This window comes from Phycicoccus avicenniae (assembly GCF_018139485.1).
Taxonomy (GTDB): domain Bacteria; phylum Actinomycetota; class Actinomycetes; order Actinomycetales; family Dermatophilaceae; genus Phycicoccus; species Phycicoccus avicenniae.
Genome location: NZ_JAGSNF010000001.1, coordinates 163,836 through 179,387 on the forward strand (window position 1 = coordinate 163,836; position 15,552 = coordinate 179,387).

The window sequence follows — 15,552 nt, forward strand, 5'->3', positions numbered from 1 at the left end:
TCGGATGCCAGTACGTGCTCGTTGGACACAGGCTTCTCCCCTACTACCGGGATTGGGGCCGTCACGGTCTCCAGCCCCGTCAGGCGGGCGGGCGAGAGCTGCTTGTCGACCTCCTCGCGCGACATCAGCCCCGCCTCGACGACCAGGTCCGCGACGTTGCGCCCGGTCAGGAGCGCGGTCTTCGCGAGCGCGGCCGCGGCCGCGTAGCCGATGAAGGGAGTAAGGGCCGTGATCACGCCCACCGACGACCCGACCATGGCGCCCAGCCGTTTCCGGTTGGCGGTGATGCCGTCCACGCAGTTGACCCGCAGCGTGTACATCCCTCGGCGCATCCAGGTGATCGACTGGAAGACCGAATGCGCGATCACCGGCTCGAACGCGTTCAACTGCAACTGACCGCCCTCGACCGCCATGGTGACGGTGAGGTCGGCGCCGGCCACCGCGAACGCGACCTGATTCACCACCTCGGGGATGACCGGGTTGACCTTACCCGGCATGATGCTGGACCCAGCCTGCCGGGCAGGCAGATTGATCTCCCCGAGCCCCGCCTGCGGCCCCGACGACAGCAGCCGCAGGTCGTTGCAGATCTTCGACAGCTTGATCGCGTTGCGCTTCAGCGACGCCGAGAACGACACGAACGCACCGGTGTCGCTGGTGGACTCGACCAGGTCGGTCGCCAGCTCGAGATCCAGCCCGGTGATCTCGCGCAGGTGCCGAAGCACCGCGGGGCTGTAGTCGGGATGGGTCGTAATGCCGGTGCCGATGGCTGTCGCGCCCATGTTGACCTCGCACAGCAGGTACGCATTCTCCTTGAGGCGGCTGTGGTCCTCGCCGAGCGTCGTCGCGAAGCCGTGGAACTCTTGACCGAGCGTCATCGGCACAGCGTCCTGCAGCTGCGTGCGACCGACCTTCAGCACGTCGTGGAACTCGACGGCCTTGTCGAGGAAGGCCTTCCGCAGCAGATCGAGCTCTTCCAGCAGCGTCAGCAGGTCTAGCCCCAGACCCACCTTGATGGCCGTGGGGTAGACGTCGTTCGTCGACTGGCTGCGGTTGGTGTCGTCGATCGGCGATAGGAAGGCGTAGTCGCCCTTGTCCCGTCCGGCCATCTCGAGCGCGATGTTGGTGATGACCTCGTTGGCGTTCATGTTGGTCGACGTGCCGGCGCCGCCCTGGATCACGCCGACCACGAATTGGTCGTGGAATTCGCCGTCGATGACCCGCTGCGCGGCCCGATCGATCAGATCCGCCTTCGCGGGATCGAGCACGCCGATCTCGCGGTTGGCTCGCGCCGAGGCCTGCTTCACCATCGCCAGCGCCTTCACCAGGTCCTTGTAGACCGAGATGGGCCGCTTCGAGATCGGGAAGTTCTCCAGCGCGCGGGCGGTGTGGATTCCCCAGTACGCGTCGGCGGGGATCTCCAAAGATCCCAGGGAGTCGGTCTCGATGCGGGTTCGTCCGTCATTCATTGCGTTAGAGGTCGGTCGCGCCGCCTCCGCATCACGTGCGCTCCCACGTGATGATCCACTTCCTGGCAAGACGTACGAAAAGATTGAGGAAGATTCCGAGAGCCGAAAGAATAATCAACAGTGCAAACACTGCTGGTGTTTCCATCCGCCCCTGAGCCTGCAAAATCAGCACGCCCAGGCCCTGCTGCGCGCCGACGAACTCTGCCACAATCGCGCCGATCATCGCGTTTGCAACCGCAAGCTCCAGCCCACTGAAGATCTGCGGCATGGCTGCGGGGATCATCAGCCGCACTTGAATTTGCATGCGCGACGCACCATTCACGCGGAAGAGATTGATCAGGTCCCGGTCGACATTTCGAAGGCCATGGATGGTGTTGACCAGCACGGGGAAGAACGCGAGAAGCACAACGACAACCACCTTGGACGGCAGGCCGAAGCCGAACCAGATGACGAACAACGGCGCGATCGCCACCTTGGGAATCGACTCGATCGCCACGATGTACGGAAACACGATTCCATACACGCGCGGGAGCTGAGTAAGCGTGATAGCCAATGCAAGCCCGAGCACGACGCCGATGAGCAAACCAAGGCCCACTTCCGTCATCGTCGCGGCGGCATTCTGAACGTAGCGAGGGAACGCAACAGGATCCGTGAGAGCCACGAGTACCTCGCTGAGCGGAGGGATGACGTAGCGCGGCACGTTGAGAGCACCAGGCAGGATCTGCCACAAGATGAGCACGACGGCGAGCACGGCGAGCGCGCCCACCATCTGCACATTGCGGCCAGATGCGGTCCTACGACCGGTCCTGGATCCGCGCGTGCGGAGGGGGACTGTGGTTTCACTCATGCGTGAGTCACCTCGAAGTGTGTACGGATTCGGGAGGTGAGTGCAGCGAACTCGGGATCGCCGAGCAGGTCGAGACTGCGTTCTCGGTCGAAGGGCACGGTGATCTCGTCCACAATGCGCCCTGGCCTCGCGCTCATGACGAAGATCCGTTCGGCGAGGAACACGGCTTCAGAGATCGAATGGGTGATGAGGACAGCGGTTGTTCCCGTCTCTCGCCAAATACGATTGACTTCGACATTGAGCGAGTCGCGCGTCATGGCGTCCAGCGCACCGAAGGGCTCGTCCATGAGCAACAAGGATGGCTTGTGCACTAGCGCCCTGCAGATGGCCGCGCGCTGCTGCATGCCACCGGACAGCTCATGTGGTCGCTTGCGCGCGAAACCCTCGAGATCAGTCATGCGCAATAGAGCCGCCGCCTTCTCGCGATCCTGGGATGTGGGTCGCCGTCGCAAGCTCAGAGGTAGGAGGACGTTGGCTGCGATATCTTGCCAGGGAAGGAGGGTGGCCTTCTGGAAGACCATGCCGACGTCGCCATTTCCGGTGCGGATCGGGTGGCCACCGATGCTCGCGGTCCCCGCGGTGTGATCCTCCAACCCGGCGAGAATTTTTAGCAGGGTTGTCTTTCCGCAGCCGCTGGGACCGACGATGGCTACGAATTCGCCCTTGCTGATGTCCAGGTCGACTGCGCTGAGGGCGTGCACGTCTCCAGTACGCGTGGCGTAGGTCTTCTCGAGACCGCTCAGTTCGACGAGCGCGCTCACGGCTCGATCCCGTACACGTCGCAGAGGTTGCGGTGTAGCACGCGCTCCGTGAGCCAACCGGCCTGCCTCATTGTCCATAGCCCGTCGCGAACGCCTTTCTCAAGAACTCCGTCGAGAGCCCGGCGTGCGCGTGCGGTTGAGGCAACGTGAATCTCAGGCGCCCCTGTGTCCGTGCCGAACATCACTCGGTTAGCGGGAAGTAGTTCGAGCCATTCTTCGAGCAACCGGCTCATTGTGTGGTGCTGCAGGTAGGGCATCCAGGAGAAATCCACGTGTACGTTGCCGTGCATCTGCGCCAGGGCTGTGAGATGGGAGCTGTACGGAAAGCCGCCGTGGATAAGGATGATCTGCAGAGTGTTTAGCCGCGGATCCCCGATGAACTCCTCAAGAAGGAGCGGATCAGCGGTGCTGATTCTCAACCCGGGCTCGGTATGTCCGAATCCGGTGTGAATCTGCATAGGCATGCGCTCGCCCACCGCCCACTCTGCGATCAAGAATGCCAGGTGGTCGGCGAGGGCCTTGTGTGCGGCCGGTTGGACGTCAGTCGAGCTGGACAAGGTCGCCCATGCAGCCTCGGCCGATGCGCGGTCTGTGCGCTCGAACTGCAGCGTCCGGACATAGGCGGAGGCGATCTTTAAGCCCACGAACCCCTCTTCTTTCCGCCGCTGCAAGGACTCGAGCACGAACTCGACATACGAGGCAAGCGTGCTCGGCAACTCGGTCCCAGCAATCTCCAGCTGCCGCGCCAGCACGTTTGAGAAGATTCGTCGGAACCGGGGCGCGTCTGTACCCCGCCCCGTCCAGTCGGGATGGCCGAAGGGGAACAGGTAGGGGTCGATGCGCGCAATCGGCCGGTACCGAGAATGCGGCCAAACCGTCGCGTCAATCTCGGGAATGTCAGTGAGCACGCTCGTGGTACCAGACAGGAGTAGCGCTTGATCGTACAGACCGACAAAGTCCTGCTGTCGCGCCTCCAGGCTCAGCCTGTCGACCGTGGCCGCGTCGTGCTTGCCATACAGAGCTTCGGAGCCCTCACGTATGGCGATGGCATTGACTGTGGTCTGCTGGAATTTGCGGCTCTCGGCGATGAGTTGGGGGATTTTCAATGACGCGCCGAGTGCATTCGCCTGCTCGCTGTGCCCAGTCTCGGTAAGTCGCATCCACTCCTGGTAGTCATCATGGTTGGTGTGACCTTCGACGTGACCGAGGGCGTTCTCGATTTCCCACGACGAAACGGGCTCGAGGCGCTGACCGGGGCGGACATATCCAGCGTGCGAGTGATGGTCGACGGCGGGGACCCCGTCGCTGTACGTAAGGCGGTTCATTCGACACTCCAACCTTCGGCATCGGCGATTACTACGTTGGCGTCGAAATCGTTGTACGTCTTCTCGTACTCATCGGTGACGTGCGGGGCGAGTGCAATCTTTTCGGTAACGATGCCGGCTTCGGCCGCGAACTTCTCCCAGGCCGCGACGGCGTCCGGCGCATATGCACCCCATGTGCCCGTGTCCTGTGGGTCGCCGGCAGTAAGTAGTTCGACGCGGCGCTGAAGCGCGACGATGTCGGTCTTGAGTTGTTCGTCCGCAGTCGATCCCGCGAGGAGCGTATTCGGGTAAGACTCGTACATGATGCGCAGCGCGGCTTCCGGGTTCGTGGCGGTAAAAAGAGTGGCCTTGGCGACCGCGCGCCCGAAGCCCGCGACTGTGTCGGCGTGCTCCTCAAGGTAATCAGGTGAAGTGAAGTAGGTCGTTGAGAACAGCGAGGCGACGTCCTCAGTGGTGAAGTAGTTGAGCTCGACCCCGGATGCCTCGAACGCGGCGTATTCGGTGTCCCAGAGGGACAGCGCCTGAACCTGTCCAGTCTTCAGTGCCTGGAGGGCTGCTGCTCCCGTTCCGACAGCGAGGTTAGTGAAGTCGACGTCCTCCTTCAGCCCGACCGAAGCGAGAATCCCGTTGGAGAGGAGAAGGTTGCTTGTGCCAAGACTGGCCTGGCCGACGATCCCACCTTCCAGGTCTTCAAGCTCCTGTATCGGACCGTCTGCGAGCGATGCGACTGAACCGGTCTGCCTGCGGATGTAGTTGTAGACGAGAGTGACGTCGCTGCCTTGCTCGATTGCCTGCAGCAGCGGCTCAGGCGGCGTGCTGCCGAGTTCGAGGCTCCCGCTGTCGACGCCCTGGATGATTGAGGTCGCGTCGGTTGTGTGCACGAGCTCCACCTGCAGGCCCTCCGCTTCGAAGTAGCCCATTGCCTTTGCGACTGCCATGGGCGAGTTGTTCGCGCCCATCTGAGTCGGAATGCCGAAGCGGACGGTTGTGAGTTGCTGGCCGTCATCGCCGGGAGCAGATGCTGCGCAACCGCTCAATGCGATTCCGACGATTGCCGCGGCAGCCGCGAGGCCGGTGGCGCGGGTCGTAGTGATCATGGTTTGTCCTGTTCCGTTTGTGTTAGTGGTTTTTCGCGGATGCACGTTTCCGGGTCTCCCAAGAGGAGCCTTGGTGCAGGCGGTTGCACGCTACGGAGGGGAACTCCGCACGATGATGGGCTTCTTAGGCGGTCGGTGGGATGGCGACAGTGCGTCCCACACCCGTGGAGGGCGGCGTCACGATCCAGACGGCTTCTGCCGTCTCGGGACCGACGTTGAGGATGGCGTGTGTCGACGAGGTGCGGTACTCGATGCTGTCGCCAGCGCGAAGGTCATGATTCTCGCCATTGACCGTAATTCGCAGGCAACCGCGTTGAACGATGCAGATCTCCTGCGAGTCGCCATGCGTATAGTCGGGGCCGCCCGTGCCCTGCCCGGGGGCATAGACCGAGATCAAGACCTCGACATTGCCTACTGGCGGCTGCGTGATCCCGTAGTGCACCACACCGCCCTCCGAAGCCAGTCGAGGTCGCGCGTCGTAACGCAGAAGGCGTCCGTGCTTCGGAGCAGGCCCAAACAGCTCCAACCATTGAATCCCGAAGGCTTCGGCGATCGAACGGAGGACCGCCAGGCTCGCATTTGCTTGCCCGTTCTCGATCTGGCTGATGTAGCCGGCGCTCACCCCAGCTCTTGAGGCCAGCTCTCGCATGGAAAGCCCCGCGGTGCCTCGCAACTCACGCACACGAGCGCCAAGCTCCGCTGCCTCAGACTCTGTCACGCGTCCTCCCTCCGTTGGGTAAACACTATGCTTACCCATAGACGACGAAATGTAAACCCCCCATCGCGCTTCCACGGACCGAGCCAGTTGCCCTACCGGCTACGCACAGTCGCGAGCCTGATCCACACGACAACAAGCGCCCCATGCTGGGGGTGTCAGCTGCGCATGTCGGGAAACCACCCTGAGGGCTGCTCGGCGTATGGCAGCGGTTTGAACCGCCCCGGGTTCAGTGCACGATCAGTTGTCCCGGCAGCGGCTGCTGTCGGGGGTTGATCTGACGGTAGTGGTCGTCTTCGTACTCGGTCGGCGGGACGTAGCCGAGGGCGGAGTGCAGGCGGGCGGTGTTGTACCAGTGCACCCACGAGAGGGTGGCCAGCTCGAGCTCGTCGACGGTCTTGAAGGGTCCGTCGAGGCGGACGCACTCGGTCTTGTACAAGCCGATGACCGACTCGGCTAGGGCGTTGTCGTAGGCGTCGCCCACGGTTCCGATAGAGGCCAGCGCGCCGGCGTCGGCGAGGCGCTCGGTGTAGCGCAGCGCGACGTACTGGGCGAGTTCAAAGGGTCGTTGCAACACCGGGTTGTTGGAGTGAGCGTAGTTGCTCCTCGAATGACCTCGGCGGGGGTCTTCCAGCCGAGGACCTTTCGGGGCCTGTTGTTAAGGGTGTACGCGACGGCCTCGAGGTCTTCGGCTGACCAACGGGAGAGGTCGGTGCCCTTGGGGAAGTACTGCCGCAGCAGGCCGTTGGTGTTCTCGTTGGTGGGCCGCTGCCACGGCGAGTGTGGATCGGCGAAGTACACCTTCGTGCCGGTCTCGATCGCGAACAGTGCGTGACCGGAGAGCTCCTTGCCGCGGTCCCAGGTCAAGGTCTTGCGCATCTGCTCGGGCAGCTTCGTCATCGAGGTCGTGAGCGCGACGTTCATCGCGACCGCTCCGTAGCCACCGAGGGCCAGCCCGTTCTTGACATACGGCTTTTCGCCCCAGCCCTCCAGCCGCGGCAGGTGCACCAGCACCGTGGCGCGGCTGGAGCGCTCGACGAGCGTCCCGATCGCCGAGCGGCCCGTGCCGATGATCAGGTCGCCCTCCCAGTGGCCAGGCACGGCGCGGTCGCCTGCCTCGGCGGGACGCTCGCTCAGCACGACGTCGGCAGTCACGTGGCCCTGTGCCGTGTTCCGGGCCCGGGCCCGGGCCCGGGCTCGCGGCCGGCGCAACGCACGACCCGTGCGCAGGCAGGTCACCAGTTCCCGTTTGAGCGCATCACGGCCCTGGATGAACAGCGACTGGTAGATCGCCTCGTGGCTGATGCGCATCGACTCATCATCAGGGAAGTCGACCTTCAACCGCTGCGCGATCTGTTCCGGGCTCCACGCCGTCGACCACCTCCGGTCCGCCCGGTGTGGCTTGTTCAGCCCCTTCCAGGTCGGCGGACGCGGACCCGGCACGATCGTCCCGTCAGGGGCGCGGACGGTCCCCGCGAGCCGGTCCTGGACGTACTCACGCAACCGCTCGTTGTGAACGAGCTTCGCGCTCTTGGGCCGTTTCGCGGCCTGCTGCGCCTTCCACTGCGCCACCACCGCCCGGTACACCGGCTTGCCGCCCCGGGTCGCCGCGTTGCGCCGCAGCTCGCGAGACACCGTTCCCGGGTCACGGCCGATCACGCGAGCGATCTCGCGTACGCCCTTGCCCTGGGCCTTCAGCAGCGCGATCTCCTCACGCTCGGCGAAGGACAGGAACCGGCCCGTCGGCTCGGTCAGGCTGATCGGCGTCATCCCGCCAGCGTGTCGAAACCAGCGCGACCCGACCGGCACGGACACACCCACCCTCAGCGCCGCCTCGGCCGAGGAGATACCCGTCGCGATCAGACGCCAGAACTCTCGCTGCACAGCCCGCGAGGGCTCCGGACGCCCCGGCGAACGCATCGCCGGCCGCAACGCCCGATCAGCCCGCCACTGACGACGCACCCCCTCAGGCATTTCACTGGTCTTCCTGCTCCAGTCTCCCGTCGCCATCCCTGAGCACCTCCGACGTCGAGGTGTTGCGACGACCAGTTGAATCCGCCCTGGCTCCCGGCGTCGCTGTGGTGGACCACGCCGGTGACGTCGGCGCCGGCCCGATCCCGGATCCACAGCGCCATCTCCAGCGCGTCCAGCGGCAGTTCGGTCGGCATCCGGTCGTGGGTGCGCCAGCCGACGATGCGCCGTGAGTAGACGTCGGCGACGAACGCGGTGAAGCACATGCCCGACCAGGTCGGCACGTAGGTGAAGTCCACGCACCACAGCCGATTCGGCGCGGGCGCGGTGAAGTCCCGCCGGGACTGCTGAAGGTTCGGTTGACACCTGGTCTGTGGGGCTGAAGAGGCCCCACTGGAAGCATGCCGACATGCCTGCACCCCATCCAAAGGAGTTCCCTGACGACGTGGTCGCGGTCGCCCGCAGGAGAAAGACCCCGATCGCGCAGCTTGAAAAGGGACTTCGGGATCCTCGAGTCGTGTTCGGCTGACGTCCGCTGACGTCGAGGAAGAAGTCCGACTTGGCGTGACCAGCGCCGACTCGAGGCTTTGAGGGAGTTCAGGCAGCGGGGTTCGGGTACCGGTTCATCGCCGACGCCGGCCACGGCGTCTCCGAGCGGCGGGTGTGGAAGGTCTGCTCACAGGCCGGGATCGTCCGGCACCGCAGCCAACGAAGCCGACCGACAAGCCCGGTCTGCCGGTGCATGATGACCTCCTCGAGCGGAACATCGCCGCCGCCGGGCCGAACGTTTTTTGGCGGACCGACAATACGGAGGATCTTCAGCCCTTGAGTCCAGAGGAGGCAATTCCGTCGATAACACGACGCTGCATGATGATGAAAAGAATGAGAATCGGTGCTACCGCCATCGTGCTCGCCGCCATGAGCACCGCATAGTCGGTCGTGTACTGCCCCTGGAGCGACGCGAGACCAACTGTAAGAGGCATTTTGGTGGTGTCCGTGGTGACGACCAATGGCCAGAGCAGATCGTTCCACGACCAGACGACCGTCAGCACCGCCAAAGCGGACAAGCCCGGTTTCACCAACGGCAACATAACTTTGATGAAGATCTGCCAGGGGTTGCAGCCGTCAAGCCGTGCTGCCTCTTCTAGTTCGACCGGGATCCCACGGAAGAACTGGGTCATGAAGAATGCGCCGAAAGCACTGAAAATGCCGGGGAGCACAACTCCCGTCGTCGTGTTGAGGAGGCCAAGGTTCTGGATGATCTGATACTGCGGGATCATGAACACCTCGGGTGGGACCATGAGGATCGACAAAGTGAGCCCGAAGATCACGCGCCGGAACGGGAAGCGCATCCGCGCAAACGCATATCCCGCGAGCGAGCACAGGAGCAGCTGTCCCGCCGTCCGAAGGACTGTGATGCTCACTGACACCCAGAACTGGTCGAGGAAGGGAATCGACTCGAACACCCTTCCGAAGTTCGCCCACTGGAGCTCGCCGGGCCAGAACGTCGGAGGGATCGACGTGACCTGGCTGTTGGTGCTGAGGGACATGACGAGCTGCCAGACAAAGGGGAAGACCATGATCACGCCCCCTACCGCGAGGAAGAGGTGGACTCCTGCGTCCTTTGTCGCTCTGCTGCGAGGGACACGCGAAGTACGTGTGGTCGATCTACTTGACATAATGCACCCACCTCTTTTCCCAGCGGAATTGCAGGCTGGTGAAGATGCCGATCAGGACCAGAATGAGCATCGCGATCGTCGCGCCGTACCCCTTATCATTCACGACGAAAGACTCGTTGTAGAAGAGGAAGACCAGCGACTGTGTCTCCGGCATGACGGGGTTGGTGGGTTCCAGCAGGATGTACAGCAGGTCGAACAGCTTGAACCCTGCGATGACGTTGATGACGAGTACGAAGAAGATGGACGGTGTCAGGAGTGGCACGGTGATGTGGCGAAACTGTGTCATGCGTCCCGCGCCGTCGAGCGCGGAGGCTTCGTACAGCTCTTTCGGGATCCCGCGAAGACCAGCGGCCAGAATGATGATGTTGAATCCCAACGCGATCCACAGTCCGACGATTGACACGGCAAAGAGCGCGTACCATTCGGTGCCGAGCCAGAACGGCCCGTCCACGCCGATCAGTGACAAGAACCAGTTGACCACTCCGTAGTCGCCCTTGAACATCTGCCTCCAGACGAGGGCGATCGCCACGGGCATGGCGATGTAGGACATCAGGAAGATGACCCGATAGCCGCCAGAGAAGCGCAGGCCCGGTCGAGAGATGAGCGCGGCCAGCACGACGCCGAGAGGTATGCCGAGGAGGACGATGCCGGTGTACACCACCGTGTTGACCAGAGCGCGAACGACGTCGGTGTCTTCGAGGAGTCTTCGGTAGTTGGTGAGTCCAGTGAAGCTAGCCCCTCCGAACACCTCCCAGCTCGTGAAGCTGTAGTAGGCGGTCGACGCCACGGGGTAGAGATAGAACACGGCGATCCCACTGAACATCGGAAGAATGAACAGAAGGGGCCACCACCCTTCTGAGAGGGCGCCTTTCGACTTCCTGTTCCAGTTCACACCTACCCCTCTCACGACTCAGTCGGCCTCGGCCGCGAGGAGGTCGTTCATTCTCGAAGCGAGCTCACCCGCGACGTCGGCGACAGGGCGATCACCCGAGAAGGCCGAGGGAAGCAGCTCGGTCTCGAGCAGGTTCCATGCCGTGGTGTCACCAGATGTGGGGTAGGGGGAGGCGTACTCGCTCGCATCCGTGAAGGCCTCGATGTTGTACTGCGGGGCAGAGTCGACGAACACCTGCTGCGACTCGAGGAAGGCAGGGTTTCCGAGTCCTTCACCGGCCAGGATCTCCTGGCCTTCCTGGGAACCCAGGAACGCTTGAAAGGCGCGAGCGGCCGGCAGCTCTTCGCTGGCTCGACTCACGACCGCAGCGGTGCCGGCCACGACGACGCCGCGCTCCTCGCCCTGCGGCAGCGCTGCGATGTCGGCGACGTCGGCGACGGGCGAGTCCTGGACCTCCGCCACGGACCAGGCCCCATTGAACATCATGGCTGCCCTTCCGCTGTTGAACATCTGCGGAGCAGGCGTATCGGCCAGCTGGCGCACCGACGGGGAAGCCCCCTCGGCGATCAGGTCGGTCCAGAACTGCAGGCCCTCGATGCTGGCGGGGTCGTCGAAGCCGGACGTCTCCTTGTCATCGGAGAGGATGTACCCGCCGGCCTGCAGGATCGTGTTGTAGTAGGCCTGCTGTCCGGTCAGATCGGTGGCGATGCCGAAGACTCCCTCGTCCCCCAGCTCGTCGCTGATGGTGCGGGCAGCCGTCCGAAGGTCGTCCCACGTCCAGTCGCTGGTGGGGGTGTCCACTCCGGCTTCGGCGAAGAGCTGCTCGTTGTACCACATCGCGATGGTCTGCGAGTTCTGCGGAACACCGAGCAACGTGTCATCGAATGTGTAGGAGTCGATCAGCGCTTGCGGGTAGTTCGAGGGGTCGAGCTGTCCGTCTTCCACGAGGGGAGTGAGCGGGGCCAGGAGCCCGTTCTCGGCGTACGTCTCGAAGTTCAGCGAGTTCATCGTGAAGACGTCAGGCAAGGTCTGCGAGGAACCCTGCGTCTGGAGCTTGGTGAAGTACTGCTCGTACGGGGTCACCTGAATCTGCACGTCGATGTTGGGGTAAGTGCCGTTGAAGGCGTCGATGACTTTCTGCAGAGGTGGTTGCTGCTCGGCGTTCCAGATCGCGTAGTCGATCGAGGCCTGCGTGGTCTCATCGGCCAGGGGCTCCTCGGAGGCGGACTGCTCGTTACCGCCGCCGCCGCAGGCTGACAGGCCGAGCGCCGACAGGACGAGCACCAGGGGGATACGGCTGGTCTTCATTCGAAGCACTCCTTTGTGCGGGGTTGATCAGTGAGTTCTCGTGAGCTGAATGGGTGTTGGACCATTTGGGAAGGGTCTCGATCGGTGGCGTCCCGGAAGTACGCGGAGAGCTCCGGAGAAACCGTCGCAACCGGCTGGGGTGTGGCGCCGTGGCGCAAGGAAAGGGTCGCGGCTACGGCTGCGGCGACTGCGTTCCTGGCCGAGACTGGCGACGCCTGCGTGGACGTTCCGCAGCTCAAGGACGACATGAAGTCGGCGACTGCGCGAGCGTCGGCCTCCGCGTGGCCCTCCGACGCGCCCGGGATCGGGTACTGCGCGTTTCCGTCGGCGAGGTAGGTCGTTCTCGCGGTCCAGACCTTCACGACGCCCCCGACCGTGTCACCGAAGTTCTCCAGGCGGCCCTTGGTGCCGATGACGGTGTAGTTCCGCCAGTAGTCGGGGGTGAAGTGGCACTGCTGGTAGGACGCGAGCACGCCGTTGTCCAGCGTCATGAGCATCATCGAGAGATCCTCGACATCGATCACCGGGTTGAGCTCACGCTGTGACTGAGGGGGCCAGGTACTCAGGGAGAACCAGTCCGCAAGCCGCCGGTCGGCATTGATCCGCCGGTCCTTCACGTCTCCGTACACGGCCAGGTCTCCGATGGCGGTGACGCGTGAGGTCGTACCACCTGCGAGCAGATGGATGACGTCGATGTCGTGCGCACCCTTCTGGAGCAGGAGGCCCGTCGACAGAGAGCGCTCGGCGTGCCAGTCCTTGAAGTAGTAGTCACCACCGTTGCCGACGAAGTGGCGACACCACACGGCCTTGACGTCACCGATGTCACCCCGACGGATGATGCTGTGCATCAGCTCCACGACCGGCATGTAGCGCATGTTGTGACCCACGAACAACGAGGTGCCGGTGGCGGCTGCCGTCTCGAGCACAGCATCCGCGTCTTCGACCGTGGTGGCGATCGGTTTCTCCAGGTACACGGCGACGCCGGCCTCGAGGAGGTCCCTGGCGATCTCTGCGTGAGTGTGGTCGGGCGTGGTGACGAAAGCCGCGTGGACAGGCATCCCACTCTCGAGGAGGGCACGGTGGCTGGCGAACGTGGCCACCCCGGACCCGAAGGTCTCAACGGAGCGCCGCCGCGCAGCGAGGTCGGGGTCGACTGCCGCCACGATGGTCGCCGTGCCCCCTTCGACGGCGTGCAGCGCGATGGACGAGCGTTCGCCGACACCCAGCACGGCGACGCGCAGTCCCGCCGGCGCGCTGGGATCGGCGAGCCGGGGGCGCGGCCCGGACGTCATGAACGTCCTCCCTGCTGGGCCGACGAGCGTGCGCCGGCGACGTCGATGCTGACGGCCGGCAGACCGCGAACGCCCAGTCGCACGTCCGTGGCCTCATTGCCGGCCAGTGCAAGAGCGCCGAGGACGACCGCCTCGGTGCCGAGCTCGGACCCCCTGATGGCAGGACGAACAGGGACGCGGATCTGAGCGTTGATCGAGTCCCGTAGGGGTTCGAGCAAGACGTCGCCTGCGCCGGACAACCCCCCGCCGATGACCACGATGTCCGGATCGATCGCCATCGTCACCAGGGCCATCCCGGCAGCCAGCCCCTCGACGAACTCCGCGACCTCGGCCTGGGACCCGGCATCTCCAGCTGCAGCCTGACGGAAGACCTCCTCACCCGTGGCAGCCGCTCGCCAGGTCAGGTCGCCCGACGCGTTCAGCATCGTGCCGAACGCCATCTCTCCGATCTCGCCGGCGGCGCTGTTGTGACCGCGTCTGAGCTCACCGTCGATGAGCAGGCCCATCGCGATGCGGTGTCCGGCAAAGAAGAAGACGACGTCGTCCATGAGTCGGGCGGCCCCGAAGCGATGCTCGGCCAACGCGGCCAGGCGCATGTCGTTCTCGACGATGACGGCACAGTTGAACTCCGCGCGCAGGTGCCCTGCGACATCGACCCCTTCCCATTCGGAAAGAAGGACCGAGGCGATGAGCCGTCCCTCGGCATTCACCATTCCCGACACGGCTGCCGCGAGGGCGACGACATCGGACACTGAGACGTCGGCCGAGTGCAGAGCCTGATGAACGAGGTCCTTGACCATCGACAGACGAGCCGGACCGCTCATCCCGGTCGGCGCTTGCTCGTCCACCCAGGAAACCACGCCGCCGGCCAGGTCGGCCACGGCCACGCGGATGCGGTGGATGCCGATGTCGACGCCGATGAAGTAGCCGGCGGCGTTGTTGAAGGCGAAGAGTCTTGCGGGTCGTCCGACCCCGCGCCCCCCCGCGGTGTGACCGTCTGTCTCGACCACCATGGCGCGCGCGACCATCGCGGACAGCCCGGCCTCGACCGTCGGGCGTGACAGCCCGAGCCGGCGAGCGACGTCGGCGACGGTCGCGTGACCGTGATCTCGCAAGGCGACTGCGCATCGAGCGGCGCTGACGTCCCGAATGGCGAGCGAGGTCTCCCCGACACTTCGATGACTCATGACACCTCCGATCTGTCCTGTCCGACCATCATCCAGACACTTGGGCTATAACGCAAGATACCTTCTTAATAGAGGGACGTTTTCCCTGCCCTCAGCACGACGCGCGGTCCAGAACCGCGATAAGACGACGAGCCATGAGTGCGTAACCCTCGGCCGTTGGGTGCAAGCCGTCCAGGAGGAGATGAGCATCGTCATGGCCGAGAACATCCCGTCCGTCAACGTAGGTGACGCGGGCGTCGGGCATCGCGGTGACGACGTCGCAGATGGTGTCGCGTACCTCGACCAGGGTGAGGCCCGACTGGTTCCGTACCGACTCGCGGCTGGGGGAGATGACGGGCGAGACGACGTGGATCCTCGACGTGTGCGAGCTCCCGCGCGCGACGTCCAGGAACCGGCGCAGACGTGCGGCCAACGTGGCCGCCGACCACGTGCCGGCGTTGTAGACGTTGATTCCCGCGCAGATGGTGACGATGTGCGGCTCGAGCCGGCGAATGGTCAGCGCAACCACCTCGTCGAGGAAGCACTCTCCGCTGAAGCCCAGAGACACGAGGTCCCAACCGGCCTGCGCGGCGAGCAGCGATGGCCAGGTCTCCGATGGGCCGTCCGCCTCGCAGCACTGGGTGATCGAGCTGCCGTAGGCGACCCACCGCCGACCCCGAGCGGGCGAGGAGGTGAGGACCTTTGCGCCGGTGAGGACGAGGCGGCCGACCCGGGTGATCCCCACTTGGGGTAGCCAGAGCTGGACGTCGGCAAGGACACCGGGCAACCTGCACTCGACAACCCCGGGTCCTCGCCCGAGCCTCACCCGACGCGCGAGATGTCCGTCGACGACCACGTCGACGTAGCCCGAAGCGTCGCCGACCCGATCCACGAGCAGGCGGAGAGACCTGGCGTCCGTGCAGAACTCCGCGCGCACGCCCGCTCCCTCTTGGGCAGCGTGTGACAAGCCAGGTCGAACGCCGTGCCTCACTCCTCTGTCCAGCCGCCAAGGCGTCCTGCTGTCGTCCGACCA

General features: G+C 64.4%; 12 protein-coding genes and 3 pseudogenes. All 15 read right to left on the bottom strand.

Going from position 1 to position 15,552, the window contains the following annotated elements:
- Positions 1–41 precede the first annotated feature (41 nt).
- A pseudogene (locus KC207_RS00760) lies at positions 42–1,466 on the bottom strand (aspartate ammonia-lyase); the annotation flags it as partial.
- Between the two features lie 31 nt (positions 1,467–1,497).
- On the bottom strand, positions 1,498–2,235 hold the full coding sequence (locus KC207_RS00765; protein WP_211600986.1) for an ABC transporter permease: 738 nt from the start codon (positions 2,233–2,235) through the stop codon (positions 1,498–1,500).
- A gap of 74 nt (positions 2,236–2,309) precedes the next feature.
- A complete protein-coding gene (locus KC207_RS00770) occupies positions 2,310–3,074 on the bottom strand; it encodes an ABC transporter ATP-binding protein (protein ID WP_211600987.1) in 765 nt (254 codons plus the stop codon).
- Complete coding sequence (locus KC207_RS00775) at positions 3,071–4,399, bottom strand: amidohydrolase family protein (RefSeq protein WP_211600988.1); 1,329 nt, start codon at positions 4,397–4,399, stop codon at positions 3,071–3,073. Before KC207_RS00775 ends, KC207_RS00770 begins: the two co-directional genes overlap by 4 nt.
- Positions 4,396–5,496 carry an ABC transporter substrate-binding protein gene (locus KC207_RS00780; protein WP_211600989.1) on the bottom strand — a complete coding sequence of 367 codons (1,101 nt, stop codon included), beginning with the start codon at positions 5,494–5,496 and terminating at the stop codon, positions 4,396–4,398. The genes KC207_RS00775 and KC207_RS00780 overlap by 4 nt, the downstream gene beginning before the upstream one ends.
- Positions 5,497–5,620: 124 nt before the next feature.
- Positions 5,621–6,253: a helix-turn-helix domain-containing protein gene (locus KC207_RS00785; protein ID WP_282958945.1), complete on the bottom strand. Its 633-nt coding sequence runs from the start codon at positions 6,251–6,253 to the stop codon at positions 5,621–5,623.
- Between the two features lie 187 nt (positions 6,254–6,440).
- A pseudogene (locus KC207_RS00790) lies at positions 6,441–6,761 on the bottom strand (integrase core domain-containing protein); the annotation flags it as partial.
- Between the two features lie 7 nt (positions 6,762–6,768).
- A pseudogene (locus KC207_RS00795) lies at positions 6,769–8,185 on the bottom strand (IS30 family transposase).
- Entirely contained in the window at positions 8,071–8,601 is a 531-nt protein-coding gene (locus KC207_RS17115) for a DDE-type integrase/transposase/recombinase (RefSeq protein WP_437179113.1), read from the bottom strand. The pseudogene KC207_RS00795 and the gene KC207_RS17115 overlap by 115 nt, the downstream one beginning before the upstream one ends.
- 399 nt (positions 8,602–9,000) lie before the next feature.
- Positions 9,001–9,762 (bottom strand): carbohydrate ABC transporter permease, encoded by a 762-nt coding sequence (locus KC207_RS00805; RefSeq protein WP_249138491.1) that lies wholly within the window; start codon positions 9,760–9,762, stop codon positions 9,001–9,003.
- 88 nt (positions 9,763–9,850) lie between these two features.
- Complete coding sequence (locus tag KC207_RS00810) at positions 9,851–10,684, bottom strand: carbohydrate ABC transporter permease (RefSeq protein ID WP_211600994.1); 834 nt, start codon at positions 10,682–10,684, stop codon at positions 9,851–9,853.
- An 87-nt stretch (positions 10,685–10,771) separates the two neighbouring features.
- A complete protein-coding gene (locus KC207_RS00815; protein WP_211600995.1) occupies positions 10,772–12,061 on the bottom strand; it encodes an ABC transporter substrate-binding protein in 1,290 nt (429 codons plus the stop codon).
- Positions 12,058–13,353, bottom strand: a complete 1,296-nt coding sequence (locus KC207_RS00820; protein WP_211600996.1) for a Gfo/Idh/MocA family protein — start codon at positions 13,351–13,353, stop codon at positions 12,058–12,060. The genes KC207_RS00815 and KC207_RS00820 overlap by 4 nt, the downstream gene beginning before the upstream one ends.
- Entirely contained in the window at positions 13,350–14,540 is a 1,191-nt protein-coding gene (locus KC207_RS00825) for an ROK family transcriptional regulator (protein WP_211600997.1), read from the bottom strand. Before KC207_RS00825 ends, KC207_RS00820 begins: the two co-directional genes overlap by 4 nt.
- A gap of 91 nt (positions 14,541–14,631) precedes the next feature.
- Positions 14,632–15,456, bottom strand: a complete 825-nt coding sequence (locus tag KC207_RS00830) for a GDSL-type esterase/lipase family protein (RefSeq protein WP_211600998.1) — start codon at positions 15,454–15,456, stop codon at positions 14,632–14,634.
- Positions 15,457–15,552 lie beyond the last annotated feature (96 nt).